This is a genomic window from Oscillibacter sp. ER4 (genome assembly GCF_000765235.1).
In the GTDB taxonomy this organism is placed as follows: domain Bacteria; phylum Bacillota; class Clostridia; order Oscillospirales; family Oscillospiraceae; genus Hominicoprocola; species Hominicoprocola fusiformis.
In genome coordinates, this window is the sequence record NZ_JPJG01000026.1 from 11,527 (window position 1) to 31,923 (window position 20,397).

Annotated in this window: 16 protein-coding genes, 1 tRNA gene and 1 pseudogene; 10 read left to right on the plus strand and 8 right to left on the minus strand. The window is 58.5% G+C overall.

Annotation, left to right across the window (positions count from 1 at the left end; all coding sequences use genetic code 11):
- Nucleotides 1–41: 41 nt before the first annotated feature.
- The 3 genes from NI20_RS0104445 to scfA form a co-directional block, all read right to left on the minus strand.
- Nucleotides 42–1,367 carry a PLP-dependent transferase gene (locus tag NI20_RS0104445; protein WP_033120247.1) on the minus strand — a complete coding sequence of 442 codons (1,326 nt, stop codon included), beginning with the start codon at nucleotides 1,365–1,367 and terminating at the stop codon, nucleotides 42–44.
- Complete coding sequence (scfB, locus tag NI20_RS0104450) at nucleotides 1,367–2,755, minus strand: thioether cross-link-forming SCIFF peptide maturase (RefSeq protein ID WP_033120248.1); 1,389 nt, start codon at nucleotides 2,753–2,755, stop codon at nucleotides 1,367–1,369. Before scfB ends, NI20_RS0104445 begins: the two co-directional genes overlap by 1 nt.
- Nucleotides 2,756–2,824: 69 nt before the next feature.
- Nucleotides 2,825–2,971, minus strand: a complete 147-nt coding sequence (scfA, locus tag NI20_RS0104455; RefSeq protein WP_033120249.1) for a six-cysteine ranthipeptide SCIFF — start codon at nucleotides 2,969–2,971, stop codon at nucleotides 2,825–2,827.
- 457 nt (nucleotides 2,972–3,428) lie between these two features.
- Here scfA and NI20_RS13790 point away from each other — a divergent pair.
- Nucleotides 3,429–3,956 (plus strand): annotated as a pseudogene (locus NI20_RS13790) (DNA methylase); the annotation flags it as partial.
- Here the strand turns inward: NI20_RS13790 and NI20_RS14990 are convergent.
- The 3 genes from NI20_RS14990 to NI20_RS0104475 all read right to left on the minus strand — a co-directional run bounded on the left by NI20_RS14990 (nucleotide 3,956) and on the right by NI20_RS0104475 (nucleotide 5,159).
- On the minus strand, nucleotides 3,956–4,132 hold the full coding sequence (locus NI20_RS14990) for a hypothetical protein (protein ID WP_242842919.1): 177 nt from the start codon (nucleotides 4,130–4,132) through the stop codon (nucleotides 3,956–3,958). The pseudogene NI20_RS13790 and the gene NI20_RS14990 overlap by 1 nt on opposite strands.
- A 118-nt stretch (nucleotides 4,133–4,250) precedes the next feature.
- Complete coding sequence (locus NI20_RS0104465) at nucleotides 4,251–4,682, minus strand: translation initiation factor 2 (protein ID WP_081958374.1); 432 nt, start codon at nucleotides 4,680–4,682, stop codon at nucleotides 4,251–4,253.
- A gap of 392 nt (nucleotides 4,683–5,074) precedes the next feature.
- Nucleotides 5,075–5,159: transfer RNA gene (locus NI20_RS0104475), tRNA-Leu, on the minus strand.
- Between the two features lie 132 nt (nucleotides 5,160–5,291).
- Between NI20_RS0104475 and fliB the strand changes: the two genes are divergently transcribed.
- Nucleotides 5,292–6,233 carry a flagellin lysine-N-methylase gene (gene fliB / locus NI20_RS0104480; protein ID WP_033120251.1) on the plus strand — a complete coding sequence of 314 codons (942 nt, stop codon included), beginning with the start codon at nucleotides 5,292–5,294 and terminating at the stop codon, nucleotides 6,231–6,233.
- Nucleotides 6,234–6,372: 139 nt separating this feature from the next.
- The gene (locus NI20_RS14070; RefSeq protein WP_052084429.1) at nucleotides 6,373–8,403 is read left to right on the plus strand and encodes a GH25 family lysozyme; all 2,031 of its coding nucleotides are present in this window, start codon (nucleotides 6,373–6,375) and stop codon (nucleotides 8,401–8,403) included.
- A gap of 58 nt (nucleotides 8,404–8,461) precedes the next feature.
- On the opposite strand, the gene NI20_RS0104490 is transcribed toward NI20_RS14070, so the two are convergent.
- On the minus strand, nucleotides 8,462–9,325 hold the full coding sequence (locus NI20_RS0104490; RefSeq protein WP_033120252.1) for a DUF362 domain-containing protein: 864 nt from the start codon (nucleotides 9,323–9,325) through the stop codon (nucleotides 8,462–8,464).
- A 260-nt stretch (nucleotides 9,326–9,585) separates the two neighbouring features.
- Here NI20_RS0104490 and NI20_RS0104495 point away from each other — a divergent pair, with 260 nt between their 5' ends.
- Nucleotides 9,586–10,476, plus strand: coding sequence for a serine O-acetyltransferase (locus NI20_RS0104495; RefSeq protein ID WP_033120253.1), 891 nt, complete (start codon nucleotides 9,586–9,588; stop codon nucleotides 10,474–10,476).
- Nucleotides 10,473–10,940, plus strand: coding sequence for a GNAT family N-acetyltransferase (locus NI20_RS0104500; protein WP_033120254.1), 468 nt, complete (start codon nucleotides 10,473–10,475; stop codon nucleotides 10,938–10,940). Before NI20_RS0104495 ends, NI20_RS0104500 begins: the two co-directional genes overlap by 4 nt.
- A 182-nt stretch (nucleotides 10,941–11,122) precedes the next feature.
- Here NI20_RS0104500 and asnA read toward each other — a convergent pair whose 3' ends face one another.
- Nucleotides 11,123–12,130 (minus strand): aspartate--ammonia ligase, encoded by a 1,008-nt coding sequence (gene asnA, locus NI20_RS0104505; protein ID WP_033120255.1) that lies wholly within the window; start codon nucleotides 12,128–12,130, stop codon nucleotides 11,123–11,125.
- Nucleotides 12,131–12,346: 216 nt separating this feature from the next.
- Between asnA and NI20_RS0104510 the strand changes: the two genes are divergently transcribed.
- Genes NI20_RS0104510 through csaB form a run of 5 tightly spaced genes read left to right on the plus strand, consistent with a single transcriptional unit; the run spans nucleotide 12,347 to nucleotide 20,198 of the window.
- Complete coding sequence (locus NI20_RS0104510) at nucleotides 12,347–13,648, plus strand: amidohydrolase (protein ID WP_052084430.1); 1,302 nt, start codon at nucleotides 12,347–12,349, stop codon at nucleotides 13,646–13,648.
- A gap of 12 nt (nucleotides 13,649–13,660) precedes the next feature.
- On the plus strand, nucleotides 13,661–14,725 hold the full coding sequence (locus NI20_RS0104515) for an S-methyl-5-thioribose-1-phosphate isomerase (protein ID WP_033120256.1): 1,065 nt from the start codon (nucleotides 13,661–13,663) through the stop codon (nucleotides 14,723–14,725).
- Nucleotides 14,726–15,328 carry a class II aldolase/adducin family protein gene (locus tag NI20_RS0104520; RefSeq protein ID WP_033120257.1) on the plus strand — a complete coding sequence of 201 codons (603 nt, stop codon included), beginning with the start codon at nucleotides 14,726–14,728 and terminating at the stop codon, nucleotides 15,326–15,328.
- A gap of 39 nt (nucleotides 15,329–15,367) precedes the next feature.
- On the plus strand, nucleotides 15,368–17,551 hold the full coding sequence (locus tag NI20_RS0104525; protein ID WP_033120258.1) for a DUF5693 family protein: 2,184 nt from the start codon (nucleotides 15,368–15,370) through the stop codon (nucleotides 17,549–17,551).
- Nucleotides 17,544–20,198, plus strand: a complete 2,655-nt coding sequence (gene csaB / locus NI20_RS14075) for a polysaccharide pyruvyl transferase CsaB (RefSeq protein ID WP_052084431.1) — start codon at nucleotides 17,544–17,546, stop codon at nucleotides 20,196–20,198. The genes NI20_RS0104525 and csaB overlap by 8 nt, the downstream gene beginning before the upstream one ends.
- Nucleotides 20,199–20,397: the final 199 nt, after the last annotated feature.

The window sequence follows — 20,397 nt, forward strand, 5'->3', positions numbered from 1 at the left end:
TGTGTTCAGATTTGCCGGTCTCACTTTTTTCAAAACCGTTTTCAGCGCAAGACTTCCACCCGCTCCACGCCGTACCGCCGGAACAGCTCCAGCGCTTCCGGACCAATTCGCTCACCGGACACCGCAATGGGGATCGCAGGCGGACACCCCACGGTAGGGGCGCCGCAGACCCGCCCTAACGACTGCGCCGCCGGTATGGTCTCCCGTGGGGCGAACAGTGCCTCTCGCGCGGAACATACCCGTTCTCCACGAGCCAACGGCAGCGACGGCTGCGGCGCATAAACGGCGTCGTTTGTTCCTATGGCATACACAAGCCGCTCGATATCCGCCGCACTATTCTCCGGCGTCAGCATCAGCACCAGAAAGTCCGGATTGGCGTATTCACATTCCACGCCGCTCTCTCGCAGGCGGTCTGCCAGCGCTCCGCCGGTCATCCCGGCTGGAGCCTTGACGGTCAGCCGCAGCGGGTCCGATGGCTCTATCTGCCAACCGGCAGCCGTCAGCGCCTTTTGCGCTTCCTCCAGATGCCCACACATCTCCCGCAGGTGGTCCTGGTACCCATCCGCCAGATAGCGGTTGCACAGATCCAGCGACGCCAGCGTCAGGTAGGACGGACTGGTGGAACCAAACATGGCCATCGCTGTTTTTGCACTCTCCCGGAGAGATGCCGGCGCCGCGCGGCTGATGTGCAGGTACGCGCCGCCGGTCAGCACCGGCAGCGTCTTGTGCGCCGAATCACAGCACAGATCTGCGCCGAGATCCAACGGGTGACAGGATGGTTCCAGAAACCGCAGATAGGCGCCGTGGGCGTTGTCCACCGCCAGCAGCGTACCGTGTTTCCGGCACACCTCTGCCAGAGCGGAAATATCCGCCATGCCGCCCAGATAGTCCGGGCTGGTAAGATAGACCGCCGCCGGCGGCGCAGGCAGCTCCTCCAGCGTCCGCCCCAATGTGTCCGGCGATACCGGGCAGCCGCAGAGAGACGAGCTGCGCTCTGGCCACAGCCAGACGATCTCAAAATCCAGCAGGGCCGCCGCATATACAAACGCCCGGTGTACGTTTCGGGCCGCCACCACCGTCCGGGACCCGTTTCCGCAGGTCAGCGCCAGATACAGCATCGCCCGGATGCACTGGCTGGACCCCTCTGTGGAGTACACCGTCCGGCCAGAGCCGAACAGCTTCCCGGCATAGGACTCACTGCGCCGGATGATGCCTTCCGCTTCATACAGGCTGTCCGCGCCTTGGATCTCGGTGATGTCCAGCGCCTCGCAACCCAGAAAGGGTTTTCCCTTGTGGCCGGGCATATGCGCCCGGACCATCCCGGAATCCGCGTACCGCCGGACAAAATCAGCAATGGGCGTTTCCATCAGCCGTTGGCCTTGGCAGAATCTTCCGCCACCTTCATCATGATGGCACATTCAATACGCTTGCGGAACAATTCGCAGCCTGCCTCGTAAACGCCGCGGATAGAGCCCGTGGCGTGGAAGGCGTTGGCTGCGCAGCCGCCGGAGCAGTAGAATCTCGCCCAGCAGTCATTGCACTCTGGCCGGGCATAGGCGTTGCAGGAGCGGAATTCCTCCCGCAGGGCCGTATTGGTCACGCCGTTCCAGATGTCGCCCAGCTTGTAGGCTTCCTCACCCACGAACTGATGGCAGGGATACAGGTCTCCCCAAGGGGTCACAGCCATATACTCCGTGCCGGAGCCGCAGCCGGAGATTCGCTTGTAAATGCAGGGGCCGCCCGTCAGGTCCAGCATGTAGTGATAGAAGGTGATGGGCTTGCCTTCTTTTTCCCGGCGCAGCATATCCTTGGCCAGCAGCTCGTACTGGTCCTTCACGATCTCCAGATCCTCCGCCGTCAGCGCGGCGGGGTCCTCCGGCGCGCACACCACAGGCTCCATGCTCAACTCCGTGAAGCCCAGATCCGCCATGTGGAACAGGTCCTTCGTAAAGTCCGGATTGGCATGGGTAAAGGTGCCGCGCATATAATAGTTCTTGTTGCCTCTGGCCTCTACCAGCTTCTGGAACTTAGGCACAATGCGCTCATAGCTGCCGTTGCCTGCATAGTCCACCCGCAGCCGGTCATGAATTTCCTTGCGGCCATCCAGCGACAGCACCACATTGCTCATTTCCCGGTTGGCGAAGTCGATCACGTCATCGTCGATGAGCATACCGTTTGTGGTCAGCGTAAAGCGGAAATTTTTGCCCCGCTCCTTTTCCACACTGCGGGCATACTCCACCAACTGCTTCACCACGTCCCAGTTCATCAGCGGCTCACCGCCGAAGAAGTCCACCTCCAGATTGGTGCGGCTGCCGGAGTGATCCATCAGAAAGTCCAGAGCCTGCTTGCCAACCTCAAAGCTCATCAGCGCACGGTCTCCATGGTATTTTCCCTGGCTGGCGAAGCAGTAGGAGCAGTTCAGGTTGCAGGTGTGCGCCACATGCAGGCACAGCGCCTTCACCACATCGCCAGAACGCTCCTTGAACGTACCGGCCATGTCTGCGAAGGTGTCGGGGGTATAGAGCTTCCCGGCCTGCTTCAGTGCCTCCACGTCATCAATGCAGTTCCGCAGATCCTGCTCCGTCACATCCTCGCGCTCGCCGTATTTTTCCATCATCGCCGTTACGATCTCATCCGCCGTGTGATCCGGGTAAAGCGCAATGATGTCATAGGCTACCTCATCCACTACATGAATGGCGCCGGAGCAGGTATCCAGCACGATGTTGTAGCCGTTCAGTTGATACTGATGTACCATTCTTCCGTTCTCCTCGTACAGAAAAAGTGCCGCCTGAACAGGCGGCAGCTTTTTGAAAATTGCGATTGATTACTTGTTGGTGTTCTCGCACTTCTGGTTTGCCACGCCGCAGCTGGTCTTGCAGGCAGACTGGCAGGAGGTCTGGCACTCACCGCAGCCGCCGTTCTTGGCGCTGTCGCACAGGCTACGAGTCTCAAGAGTCTTGATTCTTTCCATAATATGTATCTCCGATCTGTTAAATTCTAATGGATTTTCCGGCAGACCACCCGCAGACAGTCACCTAAAAACCGGAGAAATTCTAGCATATCATCCGTATAAAGTCAAGATATTCCAGCAATTTGGCTATTAGGCGCATTTCATAACGATAAAAGCACAGACCATGGCTTCTTTGGGGAAGCCCCGCCGCCCAGTTGTTGCCCTGGGCAGCGTAAAGTCCAAGCTGCTGAAAAGCTTGTCGTAAAACATGGCGGCGCTTTGGGATGTGACAGCGTCACATCCTGGATGATTTCCTGTCGGTAGATAGCGGCAGCCCCTTTCTGGTTGCTTCTCTCTCAAGTCAATTTTACCAAAAAAGGGCTCCGCTTTCTATACCATTTGAGTGATTTTCGGCTTCAGCCATGGCTGGGAACCATTGCAATTACTACTCTTTTGGAGTTTTACTCATGGCTGTGTCTACTCCATTGATGAGGTGATGATTGACGCCACCAGTTACCTTGGGACGTATCACATGACGGCGCGGGAACTGGCACGAACCATGATCCTTGATGTGCTGCGCACAACGAGGATCACCGCGACCGCGGGGATCGGCACAAACCTCTATCTTTGCAAGGTCGCTATGGACATCATGGCCAAACACGTCGCGCCGGATGAGAGCGGTGTCCGGATCGCGGAGCTGGATGAAATGAGCTACCGCAGACAGCTTTGGATGCACCGCCCGCTGACCGACTTCTGGCGGGTGGGAAAAGGCTATGCCAAAAAGCTCGAGGCCATCGGCATCTACACCATGGGAGATATCGCCCGGTGCTCCATCGGGAAGGCCGGGGAATACTATAACGAGGCGCTGCTCTATAAGCTGTTTGGCATCAACGCCGAGCTGTTGATCGACCACGCCTGGGGCTGGGAGCCCTGCCGGATCTCCGACATAAAAGCCTATAGGCCGGAGACGAACTGTGTCAGTTCTGGGCAGGTCCTTCAATCCCCTTAGCGGAACCATGTGCGACGGTCCTTGATCCGCAGGCTGTCCATTTCTGCTGTGGTGTGGTACCGGCCAATGCGTTTGATCTGATAGCCCAGATGGGTCAGCAGCTCCGGCAGATCCGTTTCCCCGACAATTTGCATTTCTGTGTCTGTAAAGCGTCTTTTGATTTTGCTTGCCACGGTGATTTTCCTCCTTTCCCGTGAAACGCAAAAAGCCGGTCATGGCACCCGAGCTGTTCGGATGCCATGACCGGCTTTCTTCTATATCGTGTTCTTTTGTTTTGGAGCTTGTGCGGGCTTACACGGCGCTTTCCTCGTCAGGGGTATCCGTGTCCGCAGGGGCGGTCTCGTCGGCCACACGGGCCTCGACAGGGGCCTCAGCAGGGGAGTCCTGCTCTGTAGCGCTCTCGGCGTCCGCTTCGTCCAGCGCCTGCGTGATCAGGTTCAGCACGAAGTCTCGCTGGGTGAGTTTTTTGCCGGTGCGGAGCGTTTCACGCTCGAGGTGACGTTTGATGCGCTGGAAGAGTTCTTCGGGGACCTGGAATGCCATTGTTCTGCCTTTTTCAGTCATGTGAATGCCGCCTTTCTGATTTTCGATCATGTTGTAATAGTCTTGGATGAGGTTGGCGATGTACTCGCTGGTGGTCTGGCCCAACCGTTCCCGTTCTTCACTGACTCGCTCGTGCAGGTCGATGGGGATCTGAGCACACAAGTTTTTGGTAGTTGCCATTCTCGGATGCCTCCTTCGCTTTTTTGTAATGCAAGCATACCAGAAAGGTTACGAGAAAGCTATTACCAATACCATCAAGGAATGGCACACAGACGAAGCAGAAGCAACATAAGCACCGGAGAAGCGAAGACAGGCCACCGATCTGCTCCCCGTGAGGGGGAGTAGATCGGTGGCCTGTCGGTTTGCTCTTTTTTATGCCCTGGCGTTCGAGTCACACCAGTTCATAAAAACGATCGGCTGCATCTCTAAAATGTCGCCTGTCGCGGCCAAAAACTCGTTGTCCGAAAAATCCTGTTTTTCTAACTTTCTGAATTGAAAAGTGGCGATAAATATATGAAAACACCGCACTTTCGTGCGGTGTTTTTTGTGCTGCATCTTTCGTCAACACATTTTGGTGCGGGCATGGGGACTTGAACCCCAACGCCTTGCGGCACGAGAACCTAAATCTCGCATGTCTGCCAATTTCATCATGCCCGCATATATTTTACTATATCATATCTCTTTCGCGGCGGCAAGGAGAAAATTCGTTGCAATGCGAGCCTGTGCGATTTATAATGGAGCAGCGCGCGATATATGACCGCGCAGCACCGATCATGGGAGGACTCCGCCGTGCAGAACGCTTATCCGGACTATTATCCGCTTTTCCATTGCATCGCCGACCGATGCCGACACAACTGCTGCATCGGCTGGGAGATCGACGTGGACGGGGATTCCCTCGCCGCCTACGATCAGATCGGCGGCGAGATGGGCGAGCGCCTGCATAAATGTATCGACCGCAGCGGCGAGATGCCGCACTTTATCCTCAGCGAGCAGGAGCGCTGCCCGTTTTTGAACGGCAAAAACCTCTGCGATCTCATTTTATACGGCGGGGAGGGTATGCTCTGCCAGATCTGCACCGACCACCCGCGCTACCGCAGCTTTTTTTCGGAGCGCACGGAGATTGGCGTTGGCCTCTGCTGCGAGGAGGCCGCGCGCCTCATTTTGACCAAGCCGGAGAAGACAACGCTTGTCGTGACGGGCGAAGGCGAGCTTGATGAAGAGGAGACGGCGCTGCTCACGCTGCGCGACCGCCTTTTCACCCTTGCGCAAAACCGTGAGGAACCGATCGAGCGGCGAATAGAGCAGATTTTATCGGCCTGCGGTGCACACGTGCCGGACGTCCCGCTTGCGCAGTGGGCAGAGTTTTATCTCTCGCTCGAGCGTATGGACGAGGTGTGGACGGGCATTTTGGAAGCGCTGCGCGAGCACGCAGATGAGTTGCCGCTCGACGATTTTGCCGCGCACATGAAAGGACGCGAGACGGAGTATGAGCAGCTGCTCGTCTACTTCCTCTATCGTCACGTGCCGACGGCGCTCGTCGACGGGGACGTGAGCAGCAAGGCGGCGTTCGCCGTGCTGTCTGTCCGGCTGCTTTTCTCGCTTGGTGCGCTGCACCTTTTGCTGCACGGCGAGTTCACGGTGGAGGACCAGATCGAGCTCTGCCGATTGTACAGCGCGGAGGTCGAGTATTCCGACGATAATATGGACGCGCTCTTCGACGCGCTGCTATAACGAAAATGCCGCCCGGTTCGACACGGGGCGGCATTTTTTGCGCTTTTTGGTTGATTCTTATGTAAACCTATGGTATCATAAAAAGACATTTTAGAGAGTGGGCGTTTTCGCCCGATTCCGGCAAAAGGAGAGAAACGAGATGAAGCAGAACATGAGAAAGAGAACGCCGCTGGCCGTGCTTCTGGCGCTGTGCCTTGCCATGCAGCTCTGCGTGCCCGCCGCGATGGCGAGCAATCGGCTGATGCGCGCGGGCGACGCGGCCATTGCGCAGATCGAGGAGGAAGAGGGCTTCCGCGCGGAGAAGTATTCCTCCGGCGGCAAGTGGTACATCGGCTACGGCACGGAGTGCGGTGCCGAGGATTATCCCGAGGGCATCACGCGCGAAGAGGCGGAGCTTCTTCTGATGAGCAAGGTCGAGGCGTATGAGGCCAAGCTCAACGACTTTTTTGGCCGCTACGACGTCACGCCCACGCAGGGGCAGTTCGACGCGCTGATCTGCTTCAGCTACAATTTCGGCACCGGTTGGATGAGCGGCACGAGCGACTTGGTCAAGATCGCCCGCGGCGAAAAGGACGCGACGCGCCTGGAAGTGGCGCATGCGTTCGGCGAATGGTGCCATTCCGGCGGACAGGCCCAGGCGGGCCTTGCCGACCGCCGCCTGCAGGAGGCTGCCATTTATTTAGATGACGGCACCCGCGCGGCGGAGAACGAGTTTGCGTATCTCATCATCAATATGGAAAGCGGTACGTCCTACGAGACGGACTTTGCCGTCTACGAGATCGGCAAGACCTACGGTAGCTTCCCCAAAGCGGAAAAGCTCGGCTACGGCTTTGCCGGCTTCCGGACGAGCGACGGCAAGACCATCACGGAAAACAGCATCGTGAACGGCAACGCGGTCGTCACGGCGCAGTGGACGGCGACGAGCTACACCGGCAAGACCTATACCGACGTCAACAAGTCCGACTGGTTCTATAACTATGTCATGGAGCTGAGCGAGCAGGGCATCGTCGGCGGCAACGGCGACGGCACGTTTGCCCCCAACCGTCCCACGAGCACGGGCGAAATGCTCAAGCTCGTGCTGCTCTCGACCGGCCACAAGGAGCAGAAGCCCAGCACGGCGCACTGGGCAAGCGGCTACGCGACCTACGCCTATTCCATGGGCTTTGCCGCGCAGAATTACAGCGACTATCAGCTTGACAACGGCATCAGTCGCCTCGATGTGGCGCGCTTTGCGGCCAAGGCGCTGGGCTATGGCGCATCCAACACGACCTCTCCCTTTGCCGACGTGAACGACGGCTATGTGACGGCGCTCTATGAAGCGGGTGTGTTCATCGGCACGAAGGTCGGCGACCTGACGTATTTCTACCCCAACAGCAGCATCACGCGCGCGGAGGTGGCGACGATCGTTTACCGCATCTATCAGCTCAGCTCGCTCGACCAGAAGCAGAAGATCTACTACAAGGACTACACGCTTGATGTGCTCGAGGGTGTGCCGACGAACACCTATAATCAGTCTGCGTTCGTCAAGAACGGCAGCATCATGACCTACAACGATCCCAGCGTGCGCACGCGCGTCGGTATCGACGTGTCGCAGTATCAGGGCGATGTGGACTGGAACGCGGTCGCGCGCACTGATGTGGACTTTGTCATCGCGCGCGTGGGCGGCCGCGGCTACACTGTGGGCGCGATCTATGACGACACGAAGTTTGACGAGTATGCCGACGGCGCGGCGAGAGCGGGCCTTCAGGTGGGCGCTTACTTCTTCTCGCAGGCTGTGAGCGTGGCAGAGGCGCAGGAGGAGGCCTATCACGTGCTCGACAAGCTGCGCGGCCATGAGATCACGGGTCCCGTCGTCTTCGACTGGGAGGTCATCGGCAAGAGCGAGGCGCGCACCTACGGCATCGAGACCGGCGTGCTCTGCGCTGCGGCGAACGCCTTCTGCAAGATCATTAAGGACGCGGGCTACGACCCGATGATCTACATCACCGACTACGCGGGTTATGTCAAGTATGACCTCAGCGAGGTCATGGATTACCCGCTGTGGTACGCGCGCTACGATGTGGACGCGCCCTCGTTCTACTACGATTTTGCCATGTGGCAGTATTCATCCAAGGGCAGCGTGGACGGCATCAAGGGCAACGTCGATATGGACATCTGGTTCATCAAGTAAAGAAGCAAAAGAAAAGGCGATGGCCGTGCGGCCATCGCCTTTTTCGTTGCCATTTTTCTTAGAGCTCGATCAGCTCATACTCTCTCGAACCGAAGCCGAGCTCGGCGGCGGCCTCCACGGTGTGGACGCCGTTGAGGCTCTCGATGCGCTCAACGAGGTGGTCGCGGCCCGAATCGTCGGACGCGTAGACAAGGTCGAGGCACGCCTGGTCGATGGCGATGGGGTCAAGGGAGGCGAGAATGCCGATATCTTTCATACACGGGTCCTCCGCCACGGCGCAGCAGTCGCAGTCGACGGACATGTTCTTCATCACGTTGATGTAGACGATCTTGCCGTCGAAAAGCTTGACGACGGACTCCGCCGCATCGGCCATGGACTCAAGAAAGGCATTCTGCCCGGTCGTCCACATCTCTTCGGGCTTGCCCGCGCCGTGGATGTTCGCCTTGCCTGCGCTGGACGCGCATCCGATGGAGAGCTGTTTGAGCGCGCCGCCGAAGCCGCCCATCGGGTGGCCCTTGAAGTGGGAAAGAACGAGCATGGAATCATAATTTTTGATATCCTTGCCGACCAGATTCTTCTGGATGCGCTTGCCGTTCGGGATGGGGAGCTCAAGATCGGGACCCTCGGCGTCAAGAATGTCGACATCGAAGAGCTTGCTCCAGCCGTGTTTGATCATCGTGCGGCGGTGGGCGTCGGTCGTGTTGCGCTCGCCGGGATAGGCGGTGTTGCACTCAACGATGGTGCCGTGTACGGTCTCGACCATCGGCTGCCAGAACTCGGGCGTCAGAAAGTTCTGGTTGCCCGGTTCGCCGGAGTGAACCTTGACGGCGACCTTACCGGGCAGCTCGAGACCCGCGGCCTTGTAGAGCTCCACGACCTTTTCCGGCGTGATCTGCTTGGAAAAATAAACCTTTGCTTTCATATTTTGATCCTCCTGAGGCGGATAGTTTACTGCTTGGGGCACATCTAATGCGAAGCGTCCCTATAAAAACAGCATAAAGCAAAAGTACGCGGGATGCAAATGAAAAAAATGAATGGACACGTTTTTCGGCTGAATTCCCGCGCGGAGGTGTATATTTCTAAGGCGTTTGCAGAGGAAATACTTGATTTTGACGCGGGGAGATACTATAATTATTTTCTAATTATGATATGACTGTTTCTGATAGATTGCGAGGATTAGCTATGGACAAAGCAAAAAAGAACACCGTCATCCATGCGGCGGCTGACCGCATGGCGGCGAACTACAAGAGCTCTCAGATCCCCATGTACGGCGATGCGCTGCGCATGCCCAACCGTAATGCGGTCATCGAGATCATCCGCGACTGTCAGAAGCTCATTTTCCCTGTTTACTACGGCGACCGCGACCTCTTGAAGCTGCCGCCGGAGCAATACAGCGCGCTTTTGATGGAGCACATCCACGAAAAGCTGACGCGCCAGATCACGCTGACGATGCCGGAGTGCGACGAGAACTGCGAAGTGGCCTATGCGATCAGCACGGCATTCATCGAGCGCATCCCTGCCATTCAGGAGTTGCTGCTCAAGGACCTGTCGGCGAACTTTGAGGGCGATCCTGCGGCTTACAGCAAGGAGGAGGTCCTGCTCTCGTACCCCGGCATGTTCGCCATCTTCATCTACCGCATCGCACACGAGCTGTATGAGAACAAGGTCGCGATGATCCCGCGCATGATGTCGGAATACGCGCACTCGCAGACCGGTATCGACATCAACCCCGGCGCGAAGATCGGCGAATACTTCTTCATCGACCACGGTACGGGCGTCGTCGTCGGCGAGACGACGATCATCGGCGACAACGTCAAGCTCTATCAGGGCGCGACGCTCGGCGCGCTCTCGCCCGCGGGTATGGCGACGAACCCGAATGTGCGCCGCCACCCGAAGGTCGGCAACAACGTCGTCATCTACGCAAACTCCACGCTGCTCGGCGGTGCGACGGAGATTGGCGACAATGTCGTCGTCGGTGGCAACGCGTTTCTGACCTCGTCGGTCGCGCCCAACACGGTCGTGAGCGTCAAAAATCCGGAGATGACGTTCCGCGGCAAGCACCACAGGGGATGATCCTGACGGAGGGGGCGCGCGTCCGCCTGCGGATGATGCGGCGGGGGGACGCGAACGAATTATACGCCCTGCTCTCGGATGAAGCGGTGATGCGCTGGCTGGAGCCGCCGTTTAACCGCGCGCAGGCCGAGCGCTTTTTGGAGCAGGCGGGACTTTCCGATCCGCCGCTCATCTATGCCGCGGAGAATATGGAGGGAGAATTCCTCGGGTACGCCATCTTCCACAACTATGACGAGTACAGCCGGGAGCTCGGCTGGGTGCTCAAGCCTGCCTTTTGGCACAAGGGCTATGCGGACGAAATGACGGCTCTTCTGACCGCGCTTGCGCGGCGGGAGGGGAAGAATGCCGTGATCGAATGCGTCCCCGAACAGACGGCGAGCGCGCACATCGCGCGCAGGCACGGCTTTTCGTATGAGGGCCGCGCGGACAGCTGTGACGTTTACCGCCTGCGCTGTGAAAAATAAGAAAGAGGGCGCTTCCCAAGCTGGGAAGCGCCCTCTTTGTGCTGCTGTTTTGCTTTGCGCCGATGGATAGTGGATGGAAAGTGGCAGAAGAGCGCACAAAAGCCGGCGGGGAGGAGGACCTGCCGGCTTTTGTGCTACATTGAGAAAAAGAGAAAAAGAATGGTGACAAATTAAAATATGCTTTACAGCAGCATGACGCCCGCATCCTCGCAGGTCTTGCGCGTGGCTTCATCCCACAGGGAGACCTGTACCTCGCCGATGTGCGCGGTGCCGATGAGCAGCATGCACAGGCGGCTCTGGCCGATGCCGCCGCCCATGGTCAGGGGCAACTCGCCATTCAGCAGCATCTTGTGGAAGGGGAGCGCGCGGCGGTCGTCGCAGCCGGCGATCGTCAGCTGGGAGTCGAGGGACTTGGGGTCGACGCGGATACCCATGGAAGAGATCTCGAACGCATGGCCGAGCACTTCGTTCCAGTAGAGGATATCGCCGTTGAGCTCCCAATCGTCATAGTCGGGGGCGCGGCCGTCGTGCTTGATGCCGGACTTTAAGATCTTGCCGATCTGCATCAGGAAGACGACGCCCTTCTTCTTGCAGATCTCATCCTCGCGCTGCTTGGGTGTCAGGTCGGGATAGAGGTCTTCGAGCTCCTGCGTGGTGATGAAGAAGACCTCACTGGGGAGCTTGGTGTGCAGGGAGGGGAAAGCGACATTCAGCGCGCTGCTCGTCTCGCTGACGGCGGAGACGATATCGCGCACGGTGCGCTTGAGATAAGCGACGTTGCGGTCCTCGGCGGAGATGACCTTTTCCCAGTCCCACTGGTCCACATAGACGGAGTGGAGGTTGTCGACCTCTTCGTCGCGGCGGATGGCGTTCATGTCGGTGAACAGGCCCTTGCCGACCTTGAAGTCGTAGCGCTTGAGCGCAAGACGCTTCCACTTGGCCAGCGAATGAACGACCTGGGCATTGGTGCCGACGTCGGGAATGTCAAAGGAGACGGGACGCTCGACGCCGTTGAGGTTGTCGTTCAGACCAGAATTTTCATCCACGAACAGCGGAGCAGAAACCCGGCGGAGATTGAGGGCATTGCTCAGATTGACCTGAAAATTGCTCTTGATGAATTCGATGGCGCGCTGCATTTCATAGACAGACAGCGGGGTGTGGTAGTCCTGCGGGATATAGACTTTGCTCATACCGGTTTCACTCCTTAAGAAAAAGTATGCGCTAATTATAATCAGGCATATTAGGAAATTCAATAGTGAAATTTTAAGTAGTTGAGCTTGCAAAATGAGAAATTTTTGTCGACATGGTCAGCAATATGGAAAAACTTAATCCTTTTGCCCGTTGCAATCTGAAAGCACGCGTGATAGACTGCATAATGAGATAAAATGCAGATAGGAGGCTCTTTTGTGAGAACACTCTTGAAAGGCGCGGACATTCTGCTGCGCAAGGAAAACGGATATGAAACGCTGCACGGCGCCTATCTCGGCGTCGATGAGGCGAAGATCGACTATATCGGTGAGGAAAAACCCGAAAAGGCCTATGACCTTGAAAAGGACATGAGCGGCAGGCTCCTTGCCCCGGGACTCATCAACTGCCACAGCCATATCGCCATGACGCTGATGCGCGGCATCGGCAGCGGACTGCCTTTGCAGGACTGGCTCTTCAAGGCCATTTTCCCGATCGAGGACAAGCTCGTGCGCGAGGATATCGCCGCAGCGAGCCGCTTTGCCCTGATCGAGATGATCGCGGGCGGCACGACGAGCTTTTCCGATATGTACTTTTTCCCCGAGGAGACCGTCTGGGCGGTCGAAGAGGCGGGGATCAAGGCGAACCTGAACCGCTGTGTGCAGTGCTTTGACGAAAACCAGACCGTGGAGCAGAACACGCAGATCCCTGAATCGCTCGCGCTTTTTGAAAAGTACCACGGCGCGGCGGACGGGCGCATTCACATTGACTTTTCCATCCACGCGGAGTATACCTGCAAGAGCCATATCGTCAAGGCATACAGTGACCTCTGCCGCGAAAAGGGCGGGCGCATGCACATCCACCTCGCCGAGACCGCGCGTGAGCAGCGCGAGTGCATCGAGCGCTACGGCAAAACGCCGACGGAGTGGTTCGAATCGCTCGGCACGTTCGATTCACCTACGGCGGCGGCGCACTGCGTCGCCGTGACGGAGCGCGACATGGACATTCTGAAGGCCCACGGCGTCAGCGTCATCCACAACCCGACGTCGAACTTAAAGCTCGGCAGCGGCTTTGCCCCCATCCGCCAGATGATGGACAAGGGCATCAACGTGACGCTCGGCACCGACGGCACGGCCAGCAACAACAATTTAAATATGTTCGAGGAGATGCACCTCGCTGAGATCATGCACGACGGCTATCACAACGACCCGACGCTGATCTCCACGCAGGAGGTGCTCGATATGGCGACGGTCAACGGCGCGAAATTGCAGGGCCGCGACGACACCGGCGTGCTGGCCGTCGGCAAAAAGGCCGACATCATTGCGCTTGATTTAAGCAAGCCCCACCTTTACCCCAATTTCGACACGCCCGCGCTCCTGACCTGCTCGGCGCAGGCGGGCGACGTGTGCATGACGATGGTGGACGGCAAGATCCTGTACGAAAACGGTGAATTTAAGACGCTGGACGAGAACAAGGTGCGCGCCGACATGGAGCGTGCCGTTGAGCGCCTTTATAGAAAGTGAGAGAAAAGAAACATGGAGAGAGCGGATAAAGACCTCGCCTTTTTGCTGCGCTACGAGAATGTTGCGTGGTTTGAAGACGGCGAGGTGCGCATCTTGGACCGGCGCATTTACCCCGCAAAGGTCGAATTTGTCACCTGCCGCACACATCAGGAAGTCGCGCAGGCCATCACCGACATGGTGACGCAGAGCGCGGGCCCCTACACGGCGGCGCCGATGGGCATGGCGCTCGCGGCGTGGGAATGCCGCGGCAAATCGGCGGACGAGCAGATGGAATACCTCAAGAAAGCGGCTTACACCATTTCCCACGCGCGCCCCACGACGCAAAAGCGCATGACGCTTCTGTGCGACATCTGCCTGAAAGAGGCCGAGCGCGCGCTTTCAGCGGGGGAGAATGTGGCCGAGGCCATCAAGAATAAGACCATCGAGCTCAACAACGTGCGCTATAACAGAATGGCGAAGATCGGCTCGTACTTAGTCGATATGTTCCCCGACAACGGAACGGTGATGACGCACTGCTTCGCCGAGACCATCGTCGGCACGATGCTTCGTGAGTGCCGCAGCCGCGGCAAAAACATCCGGCTGTTCTGCCCCGAAACGCGCCCGTATTTTCAGGGCGCGCGCCTGACGGCGTCCGTCTGCCACGACATGGGCTTTGACGTGACGGTCATCTCCGACAATATGCCGGCGTTCGTCATGCAGAACGAAAAGGTCGACGTTTTCACCACCGCGGCGGACGCCATCTGCTGCGACGGCCACGTCGTCAATAAGGTCGGCACGTTCCAGAACGCCATCGTCGCCAAGTACATGGGCATCCCGTACTTCGTCACCGGCGCGCCCGATCAGGGACATGAGACGGTGGACAGCATTCACATCGAAATGCGCGACCCGAATTTCACGCTCCAAGCCATGGGCGTGCGCACGGCGATGGAGGGTGTGAAGGGCTATTATCCCGCCTTCGATATCACGCCGCCGCATCTCGTCTCGGGCGTCGTGACCGACCTTGGTATCTACTCTCCCTACGATCTGCACCGCTATTTTACGGACGGCAGCATCGGCAAGGACAATCTGGTGATCTAAATGGAACAAAATCTGGACATTCTTCGTCAGGAGATCGTGGACAAATCGCTTGAGGCGTTCCGCGAGGGCCTGTTTTCCGGCACGAGCGGCAACATGAGCTGCCGCGTCGCGCCCGACGAAATGCTCATCACGCCGACGTCCGTGCGCTATGACGTATTGCGTGCGCAGGACATCGTGCGCATGAAGCTCGACGGCACGGTGCTCGAGGGGGGATTGCAGCCCTCGAGCGAGTGGCGCATGCACGCGGCGGTCTACAAGGCGTATGGCGAGACGAACGCCGTTTTCCACACGCACTCACCCTATGCCACGGCGTTTGCCGTCGTGCGGAAGAGCATCCCCGCGGTATTGATCGAATCGTGCATCTTTTTGGGCGGCGACATCCGCTGCGCGGCCTATGCCGCGCCGGGGACCGAGAGTGTCGGCACGAACGCCATCCCCGTGCTCAGGGACCGCGGCGGCTGCACGCTTGCCAATCACGGCGTGCTCGCCGTGGGGAAGGACCTTGCGCAGGCATATCTGCGCGCGGAATACATCGAAGATGTCGCCAAGGTCTACACCTTTTCCAAGGTCCTCGGCACGCCGGTGGAGATTGCCTCTCTTTAACGAGAAAAACAGTGCGGAGAATGCACAAGGAGAACACAAATGAAAAGCATACTGAAAAGAAACCGCGTTCTGGCCGTCATTGCACTGATCGGCCTGCTCGCTTCGCTCGTGCCGCTCATTTCGCGTGTGCAGGCGGAGGAGAGCAACAAGTATTACGACATCGTCCTCGACTACAACAGCATGCGCTCGATGGCGCGCCAATCCTCGCAGTCAGAGGACGAGTGGATCGATCTCTTCAAGTCGCTCGGCGTCGACAAGGTCGCGCTCAGCGAGGCGAGCGCCCTCAACCTGCACGATAACGCGGCCATCCCCGTCCACGCGATGACCGTGAAAAAGGCGGCGGAGAGCTACGGATGGGAAGATCAGTACCCCGCCGAGGTCGCGCAATGGCTGCGTGAGAGCACCGATGTGAGCGACGCGATCATCTGGACGGAGACCACCGCGAGCTATGAGTGGATCCTGAACGCTTTCGAGGCCCGTTTTGAGGACTTTGAGGCCAAGACGTATCTGGAGGGCGAGCACGGCTTCATCTTCATCCAGCAGCAGAAAAACGGCATGAAGGGCGAAAAGCTGCTCGACCTGCGCCTCGGCATCTGGCCGGACACGGTGGAGCTGTTTGAGCGCCACGGCTACCAGATCATCCCGCGCTCTGTGACAGAAAAGAACATGAACGGCACGAAATTTGCCGAGGCCTATATCGAAGTGCTCAAGCACTTCAACGCGCCGTACTTTATGAACAACGGCGACGAGCTCGTCGGCTATGAGGATGACGAGAGCCTGGAGCTTCTGACGCAGTATCTCAACGAGAGCGGCGCGAGCGTCGCCATGATGGAGCAGAACGATCAGAGCCAGAACCTTGTCTGGCCCGGCGTTGAAGAACTGCTCGACAACACGGGCTATCGCGGTGTGCGCGTGTTCAATGAGTGGGCCTACATCCAGAACCGCTATCAGTATTGCGGCTATGAGGGCCCAGAAGAGATCACGAACACGTTCTTCCGTGCCATCGCCGAGCGCAACTGCAAGATCATCTTCCTCAAGATGATCTTAGAGCCGGATACCGATGTCAGCTGGGACGCCGACGAGAAGGAGTGGGTCTACATCACCGACCCTGCCGACTATGAGCAGATGCTCACGGATCTCGACGCGCGCTTGAAGCCCCTCAGCTACACGCACGCGACCGTGCCCGCGATGGAGCTGAAAGCGCCGTCCATGGCGCTCAAGGTGCTGCAGGGCATCGGCACGGCGGCGCTCATCGTGATCCTGCTTGATCTATTCTTCTTTATCGGCAAGCGCTGGCGCACGATCCTGTTTGCCGTCGGCGCGCTCGGCCTTGCCGGCCTCGCGGTGCTGAAGCCCTCGATGTTCCGACTGATCCTTTCGATGTCCGGCGGTATCGTGATGCCGTCGATTGCCGCTGTCGGTCTGTGCCGCGTACTGCTCGAAAAGAGACGCAGCGAGCCGCAGATCAAGTTCGGCAAGCTGCTTGGCTTTACGCTTGGCACAGCCATCGTGACCATTCTGACGGCGTTCTGCGGGTCGCTGCTCGCGTCGTCTGCGCTCTCGCAGCTCTCGTATATTCTCGAGATCGACCTGTACCGCGGCGTCAAGATCATGCAGCTCATCCCCATCGCGCTTTTCATGCTTGCCTACCTTCTGGTCTACGCCTATGAGGAGACCGGTGCGCGCGAGGCCGTCCTCGCCCACGCAGGACAGCGCGGGGAGAAAAACCGCGTCAAGCGATTCAACGCCTATTTCGGCGAGCTGATGCAGACGCCGATGAAACTCGGCTGGTTCCTCGCGATCGTCGTCATCGCGGTGGCGGCGGTGTTCATGCTGCTGGTGTTCGCCTACTATATGTACCGCACCGGCAACTCGACCACGACGTCGGCAAGGGAGCTTGCGTTCCGCAACTTCCTGGAAAATACGCTCATTGCCCGCCCGCGCACGAAGGAAATGATCGTCGGCTGGCCGATGCTGATGCTTTTCATCTGGTCGCTGCGCCGCAGAATGAAGTTCCTGCCGATGATCTTCGGCACGGGCATGACCATCGGTCTTGTCAGCGTGGTCAACACGTTCCTGCACATCCGCACGCCGTTTTTGCTGAGCCTGCTGCGCACCGGCTGGGGCATCCTCTTTGGACTTCTCATCGGCACAGCCGTGGTCATTGTGGCGGAGCTCATTTACCGCCTTGTGCGCAGGATCTGCGGGGTGACGAATGGTTAACATTCTGATCTCGGGCTATTACGGCTTCGACAACATCGGCGACGAGTCCATCCTGCGCACGCTCGTCTCGTCGCTGCGCGAGCACATTCCCGACTGCTCGCTCACAGTGCTCTCGCACAATCCCGCCTCCACGCGCGAAAAATACGGCGTCGAGGCGGTGGACCGCATGTCGCCGATGGCGATTTTACGCGTGGTGAAAAAGTGCGACATGCTCATTTCCGGCGGCGGCAGCCTTTTGCAGGATGTGACGAGCAGCAAGAGCTTACACTATTACCTCTCCATCATCCGCTGCGCGGAATTCTTCCATAAAAAGGTCTTCATCTATTCCCAGGGCATCGGCCCCATCGACCGCCCCGGCAACCGCCGCGCCGCGGCGGCGGCGCTCAAGCGGGCGGACGGTATCGTCGTGCGCGACGAGCGGTCTGCGGCGCTTTTGGAGGAAATCGGCATCGCGCGCGACAAGGTCGTCATCACGGCGGACCCCGTCATCCGCATGAAAAAGCCCGACGGCGATGTCGGCGCGGAGGTCCTGCGAAAGGCAGGTGTCTCGCTGGATGGCCGTCTAACTGTCGGCTGGGCCATCCGTGAGCGGGACACAGACAGCCGCTTTGTCAAAGAGCTTTTGCGCTCCATCCAGATGATGAAGGACAAGTACAACGCGCAGTCCGTGCTCATCCCGTTCCACTATGAAGAGGACGGCGAGGTCTGCCGCCACATCGCGGCGCAGCTTCCGGACGACACGGCGGTGTGCCTGAATGAAAAGTACCTCTCCGAGGATATGCTCTCCATCATCGGCAACATGGACCTGCTCGTCGGCGTGCGCCTGCATTCGCTCATCTATGCCGCCATCATGGGCGTGCCGCTCATCGGCATTTCGTATGACCCCAAGTGCACGGCGTTTTTAAACTCCGTGGGGCTCGACAAGCTGAGCACGAAGGAGAACTTCACGGCGGAGCTCTTTATGCCCGAGGCCGAGCGTGTGCTCGAAACGGGCAAGGAGCAGGTGCAGTGCGTCGGATCGCATATGGCCAAGCTTTCGCGCAAGCTCGACACGAACGAGAAAATGATCTGCGCGATCATGGAGAAATCGAGGAAACATACCATGCAAGACCCTCAAAACAATACGGAAAAGAAGGATAAATCGGGCGTCCGCACGGCGGGCGCGATCAGCTTCGTCTTTCTGCTGACGCTGTTCGCCAAGCTCCTCGGCGTGGTGCGCGAGATGATGCAGGCCAACATCTTCGGCACCGGCATCGACGCGGACCTCTACACCGCGTCGTATAACTCGACGCTCTATCTTTTCACGACGATGTGCTACGCGCTGTGCATCGCGGCGGTGCCGATTTTGACGAAGGAATTTGCTGCCGACCGCAAGCGCGGCGAGAAAGCGGCCAACAACCTGTTGACCATCACGCTGCTCGGCTCGCTCGCGGCGGTCGTTTTGTGGCAGATATTTGCCTCGACGCCGCTCGTCGGCACGATCTGGGACCTTGACGCAGCCGAGCTGCCGCGCCTTGCGAGCTATATCCGCATCATGGCCTGCGCGCTGCCGGTTGTGGCGGCGGCGTATCTGAACGTCGCCATCTTTCAGGCGACCGACCACTATGAATTGCAGGGCAGCATGAGCATCCCGTACAATGCGTTCCTTGCGATCTTCCTTGTGACGCTGGGCGCAAAGTGGGGCATCAAGGGCGTCGTCATCGCGAGCTCATGCGCGTGGCTCTTGCAGCTTGCCATGAGCATCCCGTATGCGAAAAAGGAACATTATGTCTACCGGCCGATGCTCGACCGCAAGGCGGACTACGTCGGCACCTACTTCAAGACCGCGCTCGTCACGGTGCTGACGACGTCGATCTTCCTGTTCTGCTACCTCATCGACACGGCGACCGCCACGGCGCTCAACGACAGCGCCGTCAGCGCGTTCTACTATGCCGATAAGCTCTTCACCCCGCTTACGACGAGCGTGCTCTACAGCATCAGCGCGGTCATGTTCCCGCGCTTTAACCGCGAGTTTACGAAGGAGGACTCGAAGGGCTATCTTGGCTACATCTGGAACGTGACGGAAAACACGCTGCTTTTCATCCTGCCGGTCTGCGCGATGATGTGCGCGTTCGGCACGGATATCATCCGCGTCATCTTTGAAAGCGGCAGCTTCACCGCTGAGTCGACCGAGATGACGGGCAGCATCTTCGCCCGCTACGCGCTCGGCATGAGCGCCTTCGCCGTGCTCGACCTTTTGAACAAGGCCTACTACGCGATGAAAAAGACGCTGGTGCCGCTGCTCATCAACCTCGGCGTTCTGGTGCTGAATCTCATTTTGAACCGCGTGTTCTACACCGATACCGGCGTCGCGCTGGCAACTTCGCTTGCGCTGACGATCGGCGCGATCGCGATGACGATCCAGCTCTTCCACGGGACGAAGATCGTGCGCCTGGTGCCGCTCTTCAAGGGCCTTGCCGCCACGGCAGCGATGGCGGTCGTGCTCTACGGCGGGCGTTCGCTTCTTGTCGCGGCGGATGACAGCAAGCTGATGCTCGTCGTCAAGTGCGGCCTGACGGGCGTTGTGGGGTGCGTTGTTTATGTGCTGGTCAGCATGATTTTGAAGCAGAATATCATTGCTGATACGATTAAGAAGTTCAAAAAGTGATACTTTTTGGGATTTATCTCCACACCGTGTGGGGACGCGGCAAAGGGGGCCATTCCCTCACGTGAGAGAATGGCCCCCTTACCCCCCAAGAGAACGCGAGGGGAGTTCCCCTCGACCCCCGACATTGGCAGTTTGTAGCTTGAATGACTGCACGCGCTGCGCAATGTAAGTGCGGTGTACATGGCTTCGCCATGAATCC

Coding starts and splice junctions, on each gene's coding strand:
- NI20_RS0104445 (WP_033120247.1), bottom strand. CDS start 1,367: ATGGAAACGCCCATTGCTGATTTTGTCCGGCGGTACGCGGATTCCGGG.
- scfB (WP_033120248.1), bottom strand. CDS start 2,755: ATGGTACATCAGTATCAACTGAACGGCTACAACATCGTGCTGGATACC.
- scfA (WP_033120249.1), bottom strand. CDS start 2,971: ATGGAAAGAATCAAGACTCTTGAGACTCGTAGCCTGTGCGACAGCGCC.
- NI20_RS0104465 (WP_081958374.1), bottom strand. CDS start 4,682: ATGGCAACTACCAAAAACTTGTGTGCTCAGATCCCCATCGACCTGCAC.
- NI20_RS14070 (WP_052084429.1), top strand. CDS start 6,373: ATGAAGCAGAACATGAGAAAGAGAACGCCGCTGGCCGTGCTTCTGGCG.
- NI20_RS0104490 (WP_033120252.1), bottom strand. CDS start 9,325: ATGAAAGCAAAGGTTTATTTTTCCAAGCAGATCACGCCGGAAAAGGTC.
- NI20_RS0104495 (WP_033120253.1), top strand. CDS start 9,586: ATGGACAAAGCAAAAAAGAACACCGTCATCCATGCGGCGGCTGACCGC.
- NI20_RS0104500 (WP_033120254.1), top strand. CDS start 10,473: ATGATCCTGACGGAGGGGGCGCGCGTCCGCCTGCGGATGATGCGGCGG.
- asnA (WP_033120255.1), bottom strand. CDS start 12,130: ATGAGCAAAGTCTATATCCCGCAGGACTACCACACCCCGCTGTCTGTC.
- NI20_RS0104515 (WP_033120256.1), top strand. CDS start 13,661: ATGGAGAGAGCGGATAAAGACCTCGCCTTTTTGCTGCGCTACGAGAAT.
- NI20_RS0104520 (WP_033120257.1), top strand. CDS start 14,726: ATGGAACAAAATCTGGACATTCTTCGTCAGGAGATCGTGGACAAATCG.
- NI20_RS0104525 (WP_033120258.1), top strand. CDS start 15,368: ATGAAAAGCATACTGAAAAGAAACCGCGTTCTGGCCGTCATTGCACTG.
- csaB (WP_052084431.1), top strand. CDS start 17,544: ATGGTTAACATTCTGATCTCGGGCTATTACGGCTTCGACAACATCGGC.